This window comes from Phyllobacterium zundukense (assembly GCF_002764115.1).
Classification (GTDB): Bacteria; Pseudomonadota; Alphaproteobacteria; order Rhizobiales; family Rhizobiaceae; genus Phyllobacterium; species Phyllobacterium zundukense.
In genome coordinates this window covers 2,701,295-2,713,980 of record NZ_CP017940.1, presented here as the reverse complement: position 1 = coordinate 2,713,980, position 12,686 = coordinate 2,701,295, and the positions used below count along the sequence as shown (strand labels likewise).

16 protein-coding genes are annotated in these 12,686 nt (G+C 57.1%); 7 read left to right on the top strand and 9 right to left on the bottom strand.

Annotation, left to right across the window (positions count from 1 at the left end):
- Nucleotides 1-308: 308 nt before the first annotated feature.
- Nucleotides 309-2,057 carry a cation:proton antiporter domain-containing protein gene (locus BLM14_RS13600; protein ID WP_099999845.1) on the bottom strand — a complete coding sequence of 583 codons (1,749 nt, stop codon included), beginning with the start codon at nucleotides 2,055-2,057 and terminating at the stop codon, nucleotides 309-311.
- A gap of 143 nt (nucleotides 2,058-2,200) precedes the next feature.
- Here BLM14_RS13600 and BLM14_RS13595 point away from each other — a divergent pair, with 143 nt between their 5' ends.
- The 6 genes from BLM14_RS13595 (at nucleotide 2,201) to BLM14_RS13570 (ending at nucleotide 6,233) form a co-directional block, all read left to right on the top strand.
- Nucleotides 2,201-2,857 carry a carboxymuconolactone decarboxylase family protein gene (locus BLM14_RS13595; protein ID WP_237143365.1) on the top strand — a complete coding sequence of 219 codons (657 nt, stop codon included), beginning with the start codon at nucleotides 2,201-2,203 and terminating at the stop codon, nucleotides 2,855-2,857.
- Nucleotides 2,858-3,503: 646 nt separating this feature from the next.
- Nucleotides 3,504-3,914, top strand: a complete 411-nt coding sequence (locus BLM14_RS13590) for an AtpZ/AtpI family protein (protein WP_418314233.1) — start codon at nucleotides 3,504-3,506, stop codon at nucleotides 3,912-3,914.
- A gap of 50 nt (nucleotides 3,915-3,964) precedes the next feature.
- Nucleotides 3,965-4,717: a F0F1 ATP synthase subunit A gene (locus BLM14_RS13585; protein WP_099999843.1), complete on the top strand. Its 753-nt coding sequence runs from the start codon at nucleotides 3,965-3,967 to the stop codon at nucleotides 4,715-4,717.
- A 71-nt stretch (nucleotides 4,718-4,788) separates the two neighbouring features.
- Nucleotides 4,789-5,016 carry a F0F1 ATP synthase subunit C gene (locus BLM14_RS13580; protein WP_008125314.1) on the top strand — a complete coding sequence of 76 codons (228 nt, stop codon included), beginning with the start codon at nucleotides 4,789-4,791 and terminating at the stop codon, nucleotides 5,014-5,016.
- 75 nt (nucleotides 5,017-5,091) lie between these two features.
- Nucleotides 5,092-5,736, top strand: a complete 645-nt coding sequence (locus BLM14_RS13575) for a F0F1 ATP synthase subunit B (protein WP_099999842.1) — start codon at nucleotides 5,092-5,094, stop codon at nucleotides 5,734-5,736.
- A gap of 17 nt (nucleotides 5,737-5,753) precedes the next feature.
- Complete coding sequence (locus BLM14_RS13570) at nucleotides 5,754-6,233, top strand: F0F1 ATP synthase subunit B (RefSeq protein WP_162293200.1); 480 nt, start codon at nucleotides 5,754-5,756, stop codon at nucleotides 6,231-6,233.
- Nucleotides 6,234-6,438: 205 nt separating this feature from the next.
- Here BLM14_RS13570 and BLM14_RS13565 read toward each other — a convergent pair whose 3' ends face one another.
- Both BLM14_RS13565 and BLM14_RS13560 read right to left on the bottom strand, forming a co-directional pair.
- Entirely contained in the window at nucleotides 6,439-7,098 is a 660-nt protein-coding gene (locus BLM14_RS13565) for a ribonuclease HII (RefSeq protein WP_099999840.1), read from the bottom strand.
- A gap of 118 nt (nucleotides 7,099-7,216) precedes the next feature.
- Nucleotides 7,217-8,374 (bottom strand): PA0069 family radical SAM protein, encoded by a 1,158-nt coding sequence (locus BLM14_RS13560; protein ID WP_099999839.1) that lies wholly within the window; start codon nucleotides 8,372-8,374, stop codon nucleotides 7,217-7,219.
- Nucleotides 8,375-8,481: 107 nt separating this feature from the next.
- Here BLM14_RS13560 and BLM14_RS13555 point away from each other — a divergent pair, with 107 nt between their 5' ends.
- The gene (locus BLM14_RS13555; RefSeq protein WP_099999838.1) at nucleotides 8,482-9,024 is read left to right on the top strand and encodes a glycosyltransferase; all 543 of its coding nucleotides are present in this window, start codon (nucleotides 8,482-8,484) and stop codon (nucleotides 9,022-9,024) included.
- 4 nt (nucleotides 9,025-9,028) lie between these two features.
- Here the strand turns inward: BLM14_RS13555 and moaB are convergent, their stop codons facing one another.
- The 6 genes from moaB to BLM14_RS13525 form a co-directional block, all read right to left on the bottom strand.
- Entirely contained in the window at nucleotides 9,029-9,580 is a 552-nt protein-coding gene (moaB, locus tag BLM14_RS13550) for a molybdenum cofactor biosynthesis protein B (protein ID WP_099999837.1), read from the bottom strand.
- A gap of 2 nt (nucleotides 9,581-9,582) precedes the next feature.
- The gene (locus BLM14_RS13545; protein WP_099999836.1) at nucleotides 9,583-10,470 is read right to left on the bottom strand and encodes a 4-(cytidine 5'-diphospho)-2-C-methyl-D-erythritol kinase; all 888 of its coding nucleotides are present in this window, start codon (nucleotides 10,468-10,470) and stop codon (nucleotides 9,583-9,585) included.
- Nucleotides 10,471-10,475: 5 nt separating this feature from the next.
- A complete protein-coding gene (locus BLM14_RS13540; RefSeq protein WP_099999835.1) occupies nucleotides 10,476-10,661 on the bottom strand; it encodes a hypothetical protein in 186 nt (61 codons plus the stop codon).
- Between the two features lie 85 nt (nucleotides 10,662-10,746).
- Complete coding sequence (locus BLM14_RS13535) at nucleotides 10,747-11,604, bottom strand: S49 family peptidase (protein ID WP_099999834.1); 858 nt, start codon at nucleotides 11,602-11,604, stop codon at nucleotides 10,747-10,749.
- Between the two features lie 72 nt (nucleotides 11,605-11,676).
- Nucleotides 11,677-12,444 (bottom strand): tRNA1(Val) (adenine(37)-N6)-methyltransferase, encoded by a 768-nt coding sequence (locus tag BLM14_RS13530; protein ID WP_099999833.1) that lies wholly within the window; start codon nucleotides 12,442-12,444, stop codon nucleotides 11,677-11,679.
- Between the two features lie 3 nt (nucleotides 12,445-12,447).
- Nucleotides 12,448-12,669: a putative signal transducing protein gene (locus BLM14_RS13525; RefSeq protein ID WP_100001311.1), complete on the bottom strand. Its 222-nt coding sequence runs from the start codon at nucleotides 12,667-12,669 to the stop codon at nucleotides 12,448-12,450.
- Nucleotides 12,670-12,686 lie beyond the last annotated feature (17 nt).

Here is a 12,686-nt window from a genome sequence, read left to right as displayed (position 1 = left end):
TCCTGGAGTGGGGAACGAGCTTTCGCCCGTCCCCCGTTCCTCATAAATGGAATTGAACCCGGATAGACATTGTCCAGCCCGTCCGGGTTCTTTTCATTATGAGGGTGATGCTCAGTGGCTTGTACCACATTCGCTTCACCTCCAGGTTTGAGGGCAAGGCCTTTGCCCCAAGGTCGAACTGGCCATCCCTTCGATGCACCCGGCTGGCTCGGTACTTTCTGCTTGCACCCTCAAACCGCTATCGCGCTCATTTATTGTTTGGTTTGAAGGAACCCGCAAGAAACGCTGGGTTGAGTGAGCTCATTCGATCAGGTGGCATCCAACGACTGGTCGCGTTTTCGGCGCGACACATTCATTTCTGTTCGCTCCCTTGCCATGTTACTGACGGCAGCGCGCAATGCCGGATGCCGTGACATGAATACATGGAAGTCCCGGCGTTCAAGGACCAGGAATTCGCAAAAGTCGACTGCGACAACATCAGCGGTGCGGCGCCCGCCGCTCAAGAGCGCCATCTCTCCGAAAAAGGCACCTGCTTCGAGAGGAATGTTTTCGTCATCCAGTTGAACCTCCACAGCACCGGACGAAATGAAATACATGCCGTCACCCCGGTCCCCGACCCGAACGACACGTTGACCCGGTAGTGCCGACTTTGGCCTGAACAGCAAGAGCAGCTCTTCCTGGGAATCCTCCCCGACCTGCGAAAACATCGGAAATGTCTCGATCAGCTGCTGCATTTCCAGTTGATGTTGTCGGTTTCGTTCGTCGGTTCGCGTCTTGATGATCGCCAGTTCACGGCAAAGGGTTTCATGTTTTCGTTTGCCATAGCTTTCAAAAAATGCTGGCCAAGCGGAGCGGATGCTTTTTTGCAGCCCTTCACCCGCCAGCAGAACGAGCGGATTCACCGTGATCGACAGGATGGCGCCGGCAAGGATCAGGTCTTGTCCTTCACGCGGCAAAAGACCGAGCGAAACGCCAAGGCCGGCCAGTATGAAGGAGAATTCACCGATCTGAGCGAGACCTGCCGCTACGGAAAGGCCCATTCCGACGGGATAGCGCAGCAGAAGAACGATGCCGAATGCTATCGCCGACCGAGCGAAGACGATGAGAGCCAGTACGGCGATCACCGCAATCGGATCGCGGATGAGGATTGATGGATCGAAGAGCATTCCCACGGAAACGAAGAACAAAACCGAGAACGCGTTCTGCAACGGTAGCGAATCGGCGGCCGCCCGGTGGCTGAGGTGCGATTCGCTCATCACCACGCCGGCAAAAAATGCGCCAAGCGCAAAAGACACCCCGAATATCTCGGCCGACCCGAAGGCAATACCGAGGGCGATCGCGAGAACGGAAAGTGTGAACAGCTCGCGTGAGCCGGTGCGCGCAACCAAAGTGAGTATCCATGGTACGACTTTGGGCCCGAAGAATACCGCCATGCCGGCAAATGCCGCGACCTGGAGCAATGTCAAGGCTATCGTTAGCGCGATGTCGCCCCCAGCTGCGGTTTGTCCGGCAGTCGCGTCCGCGTGACCGCCGAGAGGCCCGGCGAAGGCAGGAAGTAGCACGAGTGCGAGCACCATTGCCAGGTCCTCTACGATCAGCCAGCCAACGGCCACCCGGCCATTCACCGAGTCCACCATATTCTGCTCTTCGAGCGCCTTGAGGAGCACCACGGTGCTGGCGACGGAAAGGCTGAGGCCGAACACCAATCCGGCTCCAAGGCTCCACCCCCACCACGAGCTCAAACCGACACCGAGCAGTGTCGCGAACAGTATCCGGCCGAGTGCTCCGGGGATGGCGATTCCGCGCACAGCCAACAGATCGGAAGTCGAAAAATGCAGGCCGACGCCAAACATGAGAAGGATCACGCCCATCTCGGCGAGTTGGGCAGCAAGCTGGCTGTCAGCGACAAAACCCGGTGTGTAGGATCCTATCAGGATGCCTGCGACGAGATATCCGACGAGCGGAGGCAAACGCAGGCGATCTGCGATATAGCCTAATACGGCTGCAAACACGAAGCCGATGGCAACGGTCGCTATTAATCCGACTTCCTGATGCACGTCCGTCCTTCGCCGTTCTAACGCTCGTTCCCCTGTTGACGACCATCACTTTAAAGCGAACGTCCGCTCCGGGCTTGAATTATTGAACAGCACTATGAACGTTTCATCATTGGAGTAAATACGCGAAGATATAGACCGATAGATTGATTGCGCCGCGGGCCATGCCTGCGATTTATTGGACAGTTGATGGCGAACGCTTTGTTGGAGGGTGGGAAATGTTCTTGCGGACGATTGGTGAAGAAGAAGCGACCGGCAGGGTTGCTGAAATATACGATGCACAGAAATCGCAACTCGGTTTCATCATGGCGGCAACAAGGTGTTTTACCTCACGCGCTGATCTTCTCCCGGTTTACACCGATTTCTCCAGCAAGATCCGCTCGGGTTTCTCGCTGGGTCTGAGAGAGTGGCGTTTGATTACATTAGTCGCTGCCAAGCACGTACCGTCCACCTACTGCTCGCACGTCTATAGCCAACAACTGATCGGTGACCTCGGGTCGAAAGTGGCGGTACTGGCTGTCCAGCGGGACTTTCGCACTGCTGGCCTGTCGGACAGGGACGTCGAGATGCTGGCTTATGCCGAGCAGATCACAAAAGACGCCACGCAGATTTCCCAGCATGACATCGATCGATTGCGCTCCGTCGGTTTCAGCGATCCTGAAATCTGCGATATCGCCCTTTGCGCCGCATTTCGGAGCTTTGTCAGCCGGTTCTTCGATGCGGTCGGCGCCAGTGCCGAGACCACCTTCCTCGACCCCGACGAAGACTTCCGGGCAGCCATGACCGTGGGTAAACAGAATTGAACAGGCGGTTGTGACAGATCGGCCGTGAGCAAGCCCAAGCTTAGCTCGAAGACACTTGGAAGCTGGGCGGAAACTGCTAAATTGTTCATGGAGTGGGGAACGAGCTTTCAGCCGTCCCCCGTTCCTGACTATATGAATTGGACCCGGAACACGACTTGCCAGCCTGTTCGGGTCCTTTTCATTGTCAGGGGGATGCTCAGTGGCTTATACCACATTGCTCCACCTCCAGGTTTGAGGGCAGGGCCTTTGCCCAAGGTCGAAGCGGCCATCTCTTCGATGCACTGGCTGGCTCGGTGCTTTCTGCTTTAACCCTCAAACTCCGATCGCGACCATTTATCGATTGGATTGGTAGGCTCCGCAAGAAACGCAGGGTTGAGTTAGATAGTGTGGGCAGCTTCGAAATTGTCCCCGTACAGCGGTAGATCAAACGTCCATTGCTCACCTGAACAGCAAGGATTTCGACACGAATCTTGCTTCGAGAGGTGAGACATATAGTCATATTTGGCTAACATATTGAATTTCAGCGCGAAAATTACCTTGGAGAGTCTAAGGTCAGCGCCTTGACTAGCGCGGATCGTAACAATATGTTGCGCGCGACTTCGAAGCGGGGGTGAAGCCTCGCATTCAGCGTGAAAAGGACATGCCATTGGCCACGGGGAAAGATCCCGATAAGTCAGGTTCTGTCGGTCACACGCCGGATGCCGGGAAGATACTGACTTCGGATGAGCTGGATAGACGCCGCCGTTCTCTGGAAGCAAAACTTGTTTCCAAGGGCGCTGGAGCGAAAACCGGTTCGCAAGGCATGGGGACGGAAACCGCCTCCGGTGTCGCGCAGGCCATGAAACTGTCGAGCGAGTTTATCGCGGGCGTTCTGGTAGGTGCGGGGTTGGGCTGGTTAGCTGACCGATTTTTGGGTACTTCACCTTGGGGGCTGATCATTCTGCTCCTCCTGGGTTTTTGTGCTGGAACGCTGAATATCCTGCGCTCTGCAGGACGTGTGGCGGAAAACCGTGGTGTGACATCTATTAAAGATGTCGATCACGACAAACCGGAATAAGTCTTGGCGGTAGATGCCGTCAGGAATGGTACGAGATAGACGAGGTTAGAGTGTCCAACGATCCGATTCATCAATTCCACATCACGCAATGGATACCCTTGCATGTGGGCGGTGTTGATCTGTCCTTCACCAATTCGTCGGCCTTTATGGTCGCCACGGTTGGTGTGGCCTCGGCATTTCTTTATCTGACTTCTTCCAATCGCGGCCTTATCCCGACCCGTCTGCAGTCGGTTTCCGAGATGGCCTATGAATTCGTGGCGTCGACATTGCGCGAATCAGCGGGCAGCGCGGGGATGAAGTTCTTCCCGTTCGTCTTCTCGCTGTTCATGTTCGTTCTCGTCGCCAACATGCTCGGCATGTTCCCCTATTTCTTCACCGTAACCAGCCAGATCATCGTCACCTTCGCGCTTGCCGTTCTCGTGATCGGCACGGTTCTCGCCTACGGCTTCGCCAAGCATGGCTTCAAGTTCCTCGGCGTCTTCGTGCCATCCGGCGTACCCGTGCCGCTGCTGCTGCTTGTGGTGCCGATTGAAATCATCTCGTTCCTTTCCCGTCCGATCAGCCTTTCAGTTCGTCTTTTCGCCAACATGCTTGCTGGCCATATCACGCTGAAAGTCTTCGCAGGTTTCGTTGCTTCGCTGAGCGCTCTTGGAGCTCTCGGTATTGGCGGCTCGATCCTGCCGCTCGCCATGACGGTCGCGCTGACCGGTCTCGAATTCCTGGTGGCTTTCCTTCAGGCCTACGTCTTCACGGTACTCACTTGCATGTACCTGAACGATGCAGTGCATCCTGGCGGTCACTAAGAAAAACTTCACCGGCGGGTTTCCGCCAAACGTAAATCTATCAATGAGCATTCTATCCAAAGGAGTTTAATATGGATCCGGTAGCAGCAAAGTACATCGGTGCAGGTCTCGCCTGTTTTGGTATGGCCGGAACGGCCCTCGGCCTCGGCAATATTTTCGGCAGCTATCTCTCCGGTGCATTGCGCAACCCTTCAGCAGCTGATGGCCAGTTCGGCCGCCTGGTATTCGGCTTCGCCGTTACCGAAGCTTTGGGCATCTTCTCGCTGCTCATCGCTCTTCTGCTTCTCTTCGCTGTTTAATTCAAAGAACAGCTAATACTGGCTGCGCCTGGCGCGGCCAGTATATCGTTTGAAGACTACTCAAGGGGACAACGCATGTTTGTGTCATCGGCCTATGCCGCCGCATCCACAACGGAAACAATCGTCGCTCAGGGCGAAACGCCGGCGCATACCGAAACGGTAGCACCGGGAACGACGCCTGACGCCCATGCCACTGAGACACATTCGGAAACCGGTGTGGCTCATGAAAAAGCTGTTTTCCCGCCCTTTGATTCCAGCCATTTTGCATCGCAGATCCTTTGGCTGGCTCTGACATTCGCAGTCTTTTACCTGTTCCTGTCGCGCGTGGTTCTGCCGCGCATCGGCGGTATCATCGAGACACGCCGCGATCGCATCGCCACCGATCTCGATCAGGCTGCCCGCATGAAACAGGACTCGGACGACGCACTTGCTGCCTACGAGCAGGAACTCGCCGACGCCAAGAAGAAGGCCGGCGGCATCGCCCAGACAGCCCACGACGAGGCCAAGGCCAAGTCCGATGCCGAGCAGTCAAAGATTTCGGCTGAGCTGGAAAAGAAACTGAGCGACGCCGAGGCCAGCATTGCCGCCATCAAGGACAAGGCGATGAAGGAAGTCGGTACGATCGCCGAAGACACGGCCGCAGAGATCGTCAAGAAGATCGTTGGCGGAACTGTCGACAAGGCAAGCATTTCCGCCGCGGTCAAAGCCGTGCGGGGCTGAGGAGAACTACTATGGAATTGGACGCAACATTCTACGCCCTGGTCGGTCTCGTTATCTTTCTCGCACTGATCGTCTATCTCAAGGTTCCCGGCGTTGTCGGCAAATCGCTTGATGCCCGTGCGGATCGCATCCGCGACGAGCTGGAAGAAGCCCGCCGCCTGCGTGAGGAAGCACAGTCGCTGCTCGCCGAATATCAGCGCAAGCGCAAGGAAGCCGAGAAAGAGGCAGTCGAGATCGTTGCCATCGCGCAGCGTGAAGCCCACGGCCTTTTTGAGGAAGCCAAGAAGAAGACCGAGGATTATGTTACCCGCCGCAAGAAGCTCGCCGAGCAGAAGATCGCCCAGGCCGAGGTCGAGGCCGTCAACGAAGTTCGCGCCTCGGCAGTCGATATCGCAGTTGCCGCCGCTAGCCGCATCCTGGCCGACAAGGTCGATGCCAAGACATCGGCTGACTTCTTCAAGTCGTCATTGACTGAAGTGAAATCCCGCCTCAACTAAGAACGGGCAGAATCGAACTTGAACGAAGCCGCCGCAAGGCGGCTTTCCTTTTGGATGTTTGTAAGCCGGGCTGAATTTCGTGGAGGTTTGGTACGGAAACTGCCGAAACTCGTACAAGGATCGGCGATTCCTGCACGACAAATCCCGATTCTCATACAGGAAATTCAACCATCGATTGATTTTTGATGGTGGAGAGTTGCGTCGGCTAGAACTGGCGGTCTTTCAGCGGTGAAAAGCTGAAGCGATGCAAGCCAGTGACAGGTCCATGCGTCTCCATGGCATTGCGATGAAACTCGGTACCATAGCCGGCATGCGACTCAAGGCCGTAAAGCGGAAAATATTTTCCGGTCTGAGCCATCATCCGGTCGCGTGTCACCTTGGCGAGAATCGAAGCAGCGGCAATCGATACGGAGCGCTGGTCGCCCTTGACAAGGGCCGTTGCCGGGCAGGGCAGGCCAGGCGCCACATCGCGCCCATCAATCAAGGCGTGACCCGGCAAGATGGAGAGTCCGCATACAGCCCGGCGCATCGCCTCGAGGGCAGCTTTCAAAATATCGGTTGCATCGATGGCGGGCGCCGAAATGCTCGCCACAGCACAGGCTAGCGCTGTATCTGTAATAATATCAAAGAGTTCTTCGCGGCGTTGTGCGGTCAACCGCTTCGAATCGTCGAGCCCGTCCGGGATTTTCTTCGGGTTCAGAATGACCGCTGCAGCCACCACCGGACCCGCCAGCGGCCCGCGCCCGGCCTCATCGATGCCGACGATAAATTCTATTCCACTGCGCATGAGTTTGCGCTCGCTGGCAAAATCCGGTTTGCCAGGTTCGAGGGGAAGAAGCAGAGAATCAGAACGCGATCGAGCCATGTTGCGACGAGACTCGCATTCGTTCTGATTCTCTGCAAGTCCTTAGGTAGCTGATGGGGCGGGGCTACCCAAGGTCACGTCAGGCCGGATGGGGATCTGCCTGACGGATTTCAGAAGGTTAGAACAGCGACAGCTGCTCGTTTCCCGGCGTTGATGAAAACAGATCCGTCCGCAGCCGCCGCTTCGAAAGGTTGATGCCGAGGCGCCTTGCGGCTATCTCGAAACGCCTACCGATCTGCCAGGCATAGGGACCTTCGCCGCGCATGCGTTTGCCCCATTCCGCATCGTAATCCTTGCCGCCACGCATCGACCGCACCAGCGACAGAACATGGCGATAGCGGTCCGGGTAGTTGCGAAGCAGCCACTCCTTGAAGATCGGACTGACTTCGAGCGGCAGGCGGAGAAGCACGTAGCCGGCCTCCAGGGCGCCCATGGCGCGGGCGCTGTCGAGTACGCGTTCGATCTCGTGATCGTTGAGACCGGGAATGACCGGCGCCACCATGACGCTGACCGGAATACCGGCGTTGGAAAGGCTGCGGAGCGCCTGCAGTCGCCGCGTCGGAGTTGACGCGCGTGGCTCCATGGTGCGCGCCAGCTTGCCGTCAAGCGTCGTCACGGACAGAGCAACCTTGGCGAGACCCTTCTCGGCCATGCGCGCAAGAATGTCTTGATCGCGCATCACAAGCGCAGATTTCGTAACGATCCCAACGGGATGCTGGTGTGCTTCCAGCACCTGCAAGATATCGCGCATGATGCGCCATTTCTTCTCGATCGGCTGATAGGGGTCGGTATTGGTGCCGATTGCGATCGTCTTTGCCGTATAACCGGGCCTCGACAATTCCTTGTCCAGCATCTTTGCCGCGTCGGGCTTGGCAAAAAGCTTGGACTCGAAATCCAGTCCGGCAGACAAGCCCATATAGCTATGGGACGGCCGTGCAAAACAATAGATGCACCCATGTTCACAACCGCGATAAGGATTGATCGAACGGTCAAAGCTGATATCGGGTGAGTCATTGCGGGTGATGATCGTGCGTGGTTTCTCGATCTGAACTTCGGTCTTGAACGGCGGCAGATTCTCGATGGTTTCCCAGCCATCGTCGTAGACATGGCGGCTTTCCGCTTCGAAGCGCCCGGTCGGATTCATGCCGGCTCCACGCCCGCGGCGGCGTTCCTGGTCGACCCGAAGTCCGGCTTCCTCGATCAGTGCATTGGCATGTTGTGCGCGGCCTTGCCCGAAGGCGGCCTTGTCCGCTTGCACCACGATGTTCATTTGCATTCTCCTTGCCACCCGAGCGAATCTGGTCGCTCATCACAGCCGCAACATGAATACATTCCTAACAAATCTTGAGAACAAAGCAAGAACAATCTGCGCCAAAAGGAGTGATGGAAATTCGTTTAATAATACTATATTGGCTCCTGATGATCTCCGTCCTGATTGAAACCCAAAATTCGGATGAACTCCTGGCCAGAACGCTCAGCGGTCTGGTGGGCGGCGCCGTCGAGGGCCTGCTGAGCGATGTGATCATCATCGATCATGGCTCCGTTGACCAAACGCACCGGGTCGCGGATCAGGCAGGTTGTATTTTTTTGCAGGACCAGCCTTTGATTGACGGGTTCAGGCGGGCGCGCAGTGACTGGTTCCTGTTTCTCGAACCTGGGGCACGATTGCTTGATGGATGGATCGAACCGGTGGCCGTACATGTGGAGCGCATGCAGGGTCCGGCATGCTTTACGCGGTCGCATACGCATCGCCGGCCGTTTCTCAGCCGCGTTTTCTCACCCGGCAATCCTCTGGCGGATGGACTGCTGATTTCCAAGCGCCAGTCGATGGCGCTGTTCAATCCTGGGAAGAAGGCGGTTGATCTGGCGCGCGGACTTGCAATGAAGCGGCTCAGGGCGGAAATTATCCCCGCAGCACTGAAGTAAGGCCTCAGCTCTTTCCGCTGCGCTTCAGATGCTCGTCGAGGCGCGGCATGATCTCTACGAAATTGCACGGCATGTGCCGGTAATCCAGCTGGTATTGCAGAATATTATCCCAGGCATCCTTGCAGGCGCCGGGCGAGCCCGGAATCACAAAAACGAAAGTCGCATTGACCACGCCGCCCGTCGCCCGTGACTGAATCGTCGATGTACCGATCTTGTCATAGGAAACGCGATGAAAGACCTCGGAAAAGCCGTCCATGCGCTTCTCGAAGATCGGTTCCAGCGCTTCGGGCGTGACATCGCGTCCGGTAAAGCCAGTGCCGCCGGTGGTGATGATCACGTCGATCTGCGGATCCTTCGACCACGAGAGAACGCGATTGCGAATTTTCTCCTGATCATCGGTAACGATGGAGCGTTCTGCCAAGGTGTGGCCAGCGGCAAGAATCCGGTCGGCCAGCGTGCTGCCCGACTTGTCGTCTTCCAGCGTCCTGGTATCGGAAACCGTCAGGACGGCGATCTTGACCGGTACAAACGGGCGTGTCTCATCGAAGCGAGCCAAGATCAGTTTCCTTCCGTGATGCTGTGAGTGGCAACGACGAACCAGTCCGGCTTGCTCTGTTTAAGCGTCGCTGCCGCGGTCTCCGCCTCGCTGTCGCTGTCATAAATCGCAAAGCAGGTGCCGCCCGAGCCGGACATGCGAACCAGCCGCGGAGCCGTGTTTTGCAGCGCTTTCATAGTATCGCCGATTGCTGGTGTCAGCTTTTCAGTTGCCGAAAACAGGTGATTGTCGGTCTCGGCCAGATAGACACAGACATCGTCAACCGAGGATAGGGCAGGCATTGCGGGCAGGGGAGGATTGTCACGTCTTTCCAGCGCTGCGAACACCTGCGGTGTCGAGATTGATACGCCGTTATTGGCGAGAACCATCGGCAAATGTGGAAAGGAGCCCAGGCGCTCGATATCTTCGCCGATGCCCCGTGCGACGAGCGGCTGGCCGTGAAGGCACATGGGGACGTCAGCGCCGAGGAGCAGGCCGATTTCGGCCAACTGCGCCGGTTCTGCTTCAATGCCCCAAAGTGCTGTCAAGGCGCGCAGCGTTGCAGCAGCATCGCTCGACCCGCCGCCGATGCCGGAGGCGATCGGAAGATACTTTTCAAGATGTATGGCCACCGGAGTGGCTTGCTCGGGAAAATATTGGCGCAGCGCATCCCTTGCCTTGAGGACAAGGTTGCTGCCGTCGTCCGGCAGATGGCGCCCGAACGGACCAGACATCTCGAAGGAATCGGCGGATGCACGCTTCACGCTGAGCTTGTCGCCAAAGTGAGCGAACACCACCAGGCTATCCAGCAGATGATAGCCGTCGCTGCGCCGTCCGGTCACATGCAGTGCCAGATTGATCTTCGCCGGTGCGATCAGGCTGAATGTATTCCGCTCTAGGCTGTCAAGCATTGCGGTCAGTCTTTGCGCAGATGGTATTCACCGGTCTCCGGATCTTTCACCAGCGTACCCTGTGCACGGTTCTGCACTTCCTTCTCCGCCTCGCGCACGCGCTGCGAAACCCGCTGTGCCTCTCTCTTGAAGGAGCGATAACCGTAGTAGGCCGCGGCACCGACAAGAGCAAAAAAGATCAATTGTGCCATCGTCTGAAAACCCCGATTACCGATGTCATTCCAATAGTGACCATATCACGGACCGGGCTTGGGGCCCAAATACTCTATAGCCGAATTACAATCCGAAGCGCGACCAAAGCGCGCGTTCCTCGGCGGCATCAATCAGCCCGTTGGCAAAACCAGAGCCGATCCCATCAAATTTGATGTCGACTGACGGGACCTTGCGCCCAAACAGACCACGCGGCGCAGAAATCAGCCTTAGCTGGGTTTTCGGGCCATATTGCGACCGAAGATAGGAGCGCATGTCGCCAAGGCCATCGACAAGTCCAAGTTCCACACCCCGCGTTCCTGTCCAGAACAGGCCGGTGAAGAGATCGGGATTGTCGCTGAGCTTTTCGCCGCGCCTTTCCTTGACGAGATCAATAAAGGTTCCGTGGATTTCGAGCTGCAGCGCCTTCAGGTGTTCTACGTCTTCCTTGTTTTCGGGCCGGAAGGGATCGAGCGTCGCCTTGTTTTTGCCGGCCGTATGCACCCGGCGTTCGACGCCGATTTTCTTGATAAGATCGGTGAAACCGAAACTGGCCGAAACCACGCCGATGGAACCGACGATGGAAGAGGGATCTGCGATGATTTCATCGCCGGCAACGGCAATCATGTAACCGCCGGATGCCGCGACATCCTCGACGAACACATAGACCTTCTTGTTCTTCTCTTCCGCCAGATCGCGAATGCGCCGGTAGATCAGCCGCGATTGCACGGGCGAGCCACCTGGAGAATTGACGGAAATAGCCACAGCCGGTGCATCCTTTTCGGCGAATGCCTTCTCCAGGACGGCAGCTGTCGATGCGAGCGAGAGGTTTTGCCGGAATGGACCGCCACCGCTCATGATCACGCCCTGGAGGCGGACAACCGGTATTTCCAGATAGTCGGGACGCCAGCGGCGGGGCAGTAATTTCCGGATGAATCGGGCCAAACGTGTCTCCTCTCGAGATGTTCCGTCACGAGCATGTAGGCTGCGCGCAGGAATTCGCAATGGTACCAAGGACTAAAACAGCGATGCCAGCCCATTGTTGATTGAAGTTGCCCGTGCAGTGAAGCCATTTCCGGTCTCGTGATGCATGACGAGGGCTGGATACAAAGACAGGCCCGCACGGCTGCCCCTGATGCCTTTTATGACAATGCGGATGGCGGCGTCCTGTGGCCTTGGTTGTACGGGAACGATGATCAAGCCGCCGAACCGCCCCTGCAACGCGTCAAGCAGGTCGATGATCGATGTGGGCCGGGCGATGATGCCGATCGCCCCGCCGGGCTTGACGATAGCCGCTGCCGTCCTGATCCAGCGCTCCATCATGTCTTGTGTCATGACATGGGCCTCCGCCTTGACCGGGTCGGGTGTTGCCCGGTCGGTCGGGAGGTTGAAGGGTGGATTCATGATGGCGAAATCGAAGCTGTTGTCGCTGAGGCCCGCCGCAACGCGTGCCTTGCCTGTCAATGTTACATCCGCCTCGATCACGTCCGCACGCTCGGCAAATGCTTTGTTTTGCTCCAATGCCAGCGAACGTCGGGCGAAATCGGCCATGAAGTCCGAGCGTTCGATCAGCGATGCCCGTGCACCGGGGCACCGGGAGAGAACCGCGAGGCCCGCAGCTCCGGCACCGGCGCCGAGGTCGGCGATACGGCCGGAGAATTCATTCGGCACGACACTTGCGAGGATCATTGCATCGACGCCCGAGCGATGTCCTTTGGCGGCGGGCTGCAGCAGATGAAACCGGCCGCGATGAAATGCATCGATCGTATGCGGAGCATCGAGCATAGGTCAGTCGCGAAGCTCCTGTTCGATTCCGGCATCCTTGAGAAGCTGTCGAACTTCGTTTTCGCAGTCCTCGTCGACCATGACGCGCCGCGCGAGAACGCCGAGTGACCCTTCCAGGATGCTCATGTTCGAATCTGCAACGAAGTAATTGATCCTGGCTTCCTTCAGTAAGGATTCGACAAATGAAATCAGGACAAGGTCATTGGTACGCATTATTTCGATCATGTCATTACCGATATGGG

What these genes read in the sequence shown, in the direction of transcription:
- BLM14_RS13525 (WP_100001311.1), bottom strand. Translation starts at nt 12,669, where the DNA reads ATGATCGAAATAATGCGTACCAATGACCTTGTCCTGATTTCATTTGTC.
- BLM14_RS13540 (WP_099999835.1), bottom strand. Translation starts at nt 10,661, where the DNA reads ATGGCACAATTGATCTTTTTTGCTCTTGTCGGTGCCGCGGCCTACTAC.
- BLM14_RS13575 (WP_099999842.1), top strand. Translation starts at nt 5,092, where the DNA reads ATGTTTGTGTCATCGGCCTATGCCGCCGCATCCACAACGGAAACAATC.
- BLM14_RS13545 (WP_099999836.1), bottom strand. Translation starts at nt 10,470, where the DNA reads ATGCTTGACAGCCTAGAGCGGAATACATTCAGCCTGATCGCACCGGCG.
- BLM14_RS13560 (WP_099999839.1), bottom strand. Translation starts at nt 8,374, where the DNA reads ATGCAAATGAACATCGTGGTGCAAGCGGACAAGGCCGCCTTCGGGCAA.
- BLM14_RS13565 (WP_099999840.1), bottom strand. Translation starts at nt 7,098, where the DNA reads ATGGCTCGATCGCGTTCTGATTCTCTGCTTCTTCCCCTCGAACCTGGC.
- BLM14_RS13580 (WP_008125314.1), top strand. Translation starts at nt 4,789, where the DNA reads ATGGATCCGGTAGCAGCAAAGTACATCGGTGCAGGTCTCGCCTGTTTT.
- BLM14_RS13530 (WP_099999833.1), bottom strand. Translation starts at nt 12,444, where the DNA reads ATGCTCGATGCTCCGCATACGATCGATGCATTTCATCGCGGCCGGTTT.
- BLM14_RS13555 (WP_099999838.1), top strand. Translation starts at nt 8,482, where the DNA reads ATGGAAATTCGTTTAATAATACTATATTGGCTCCTGATGATCTCCGTC.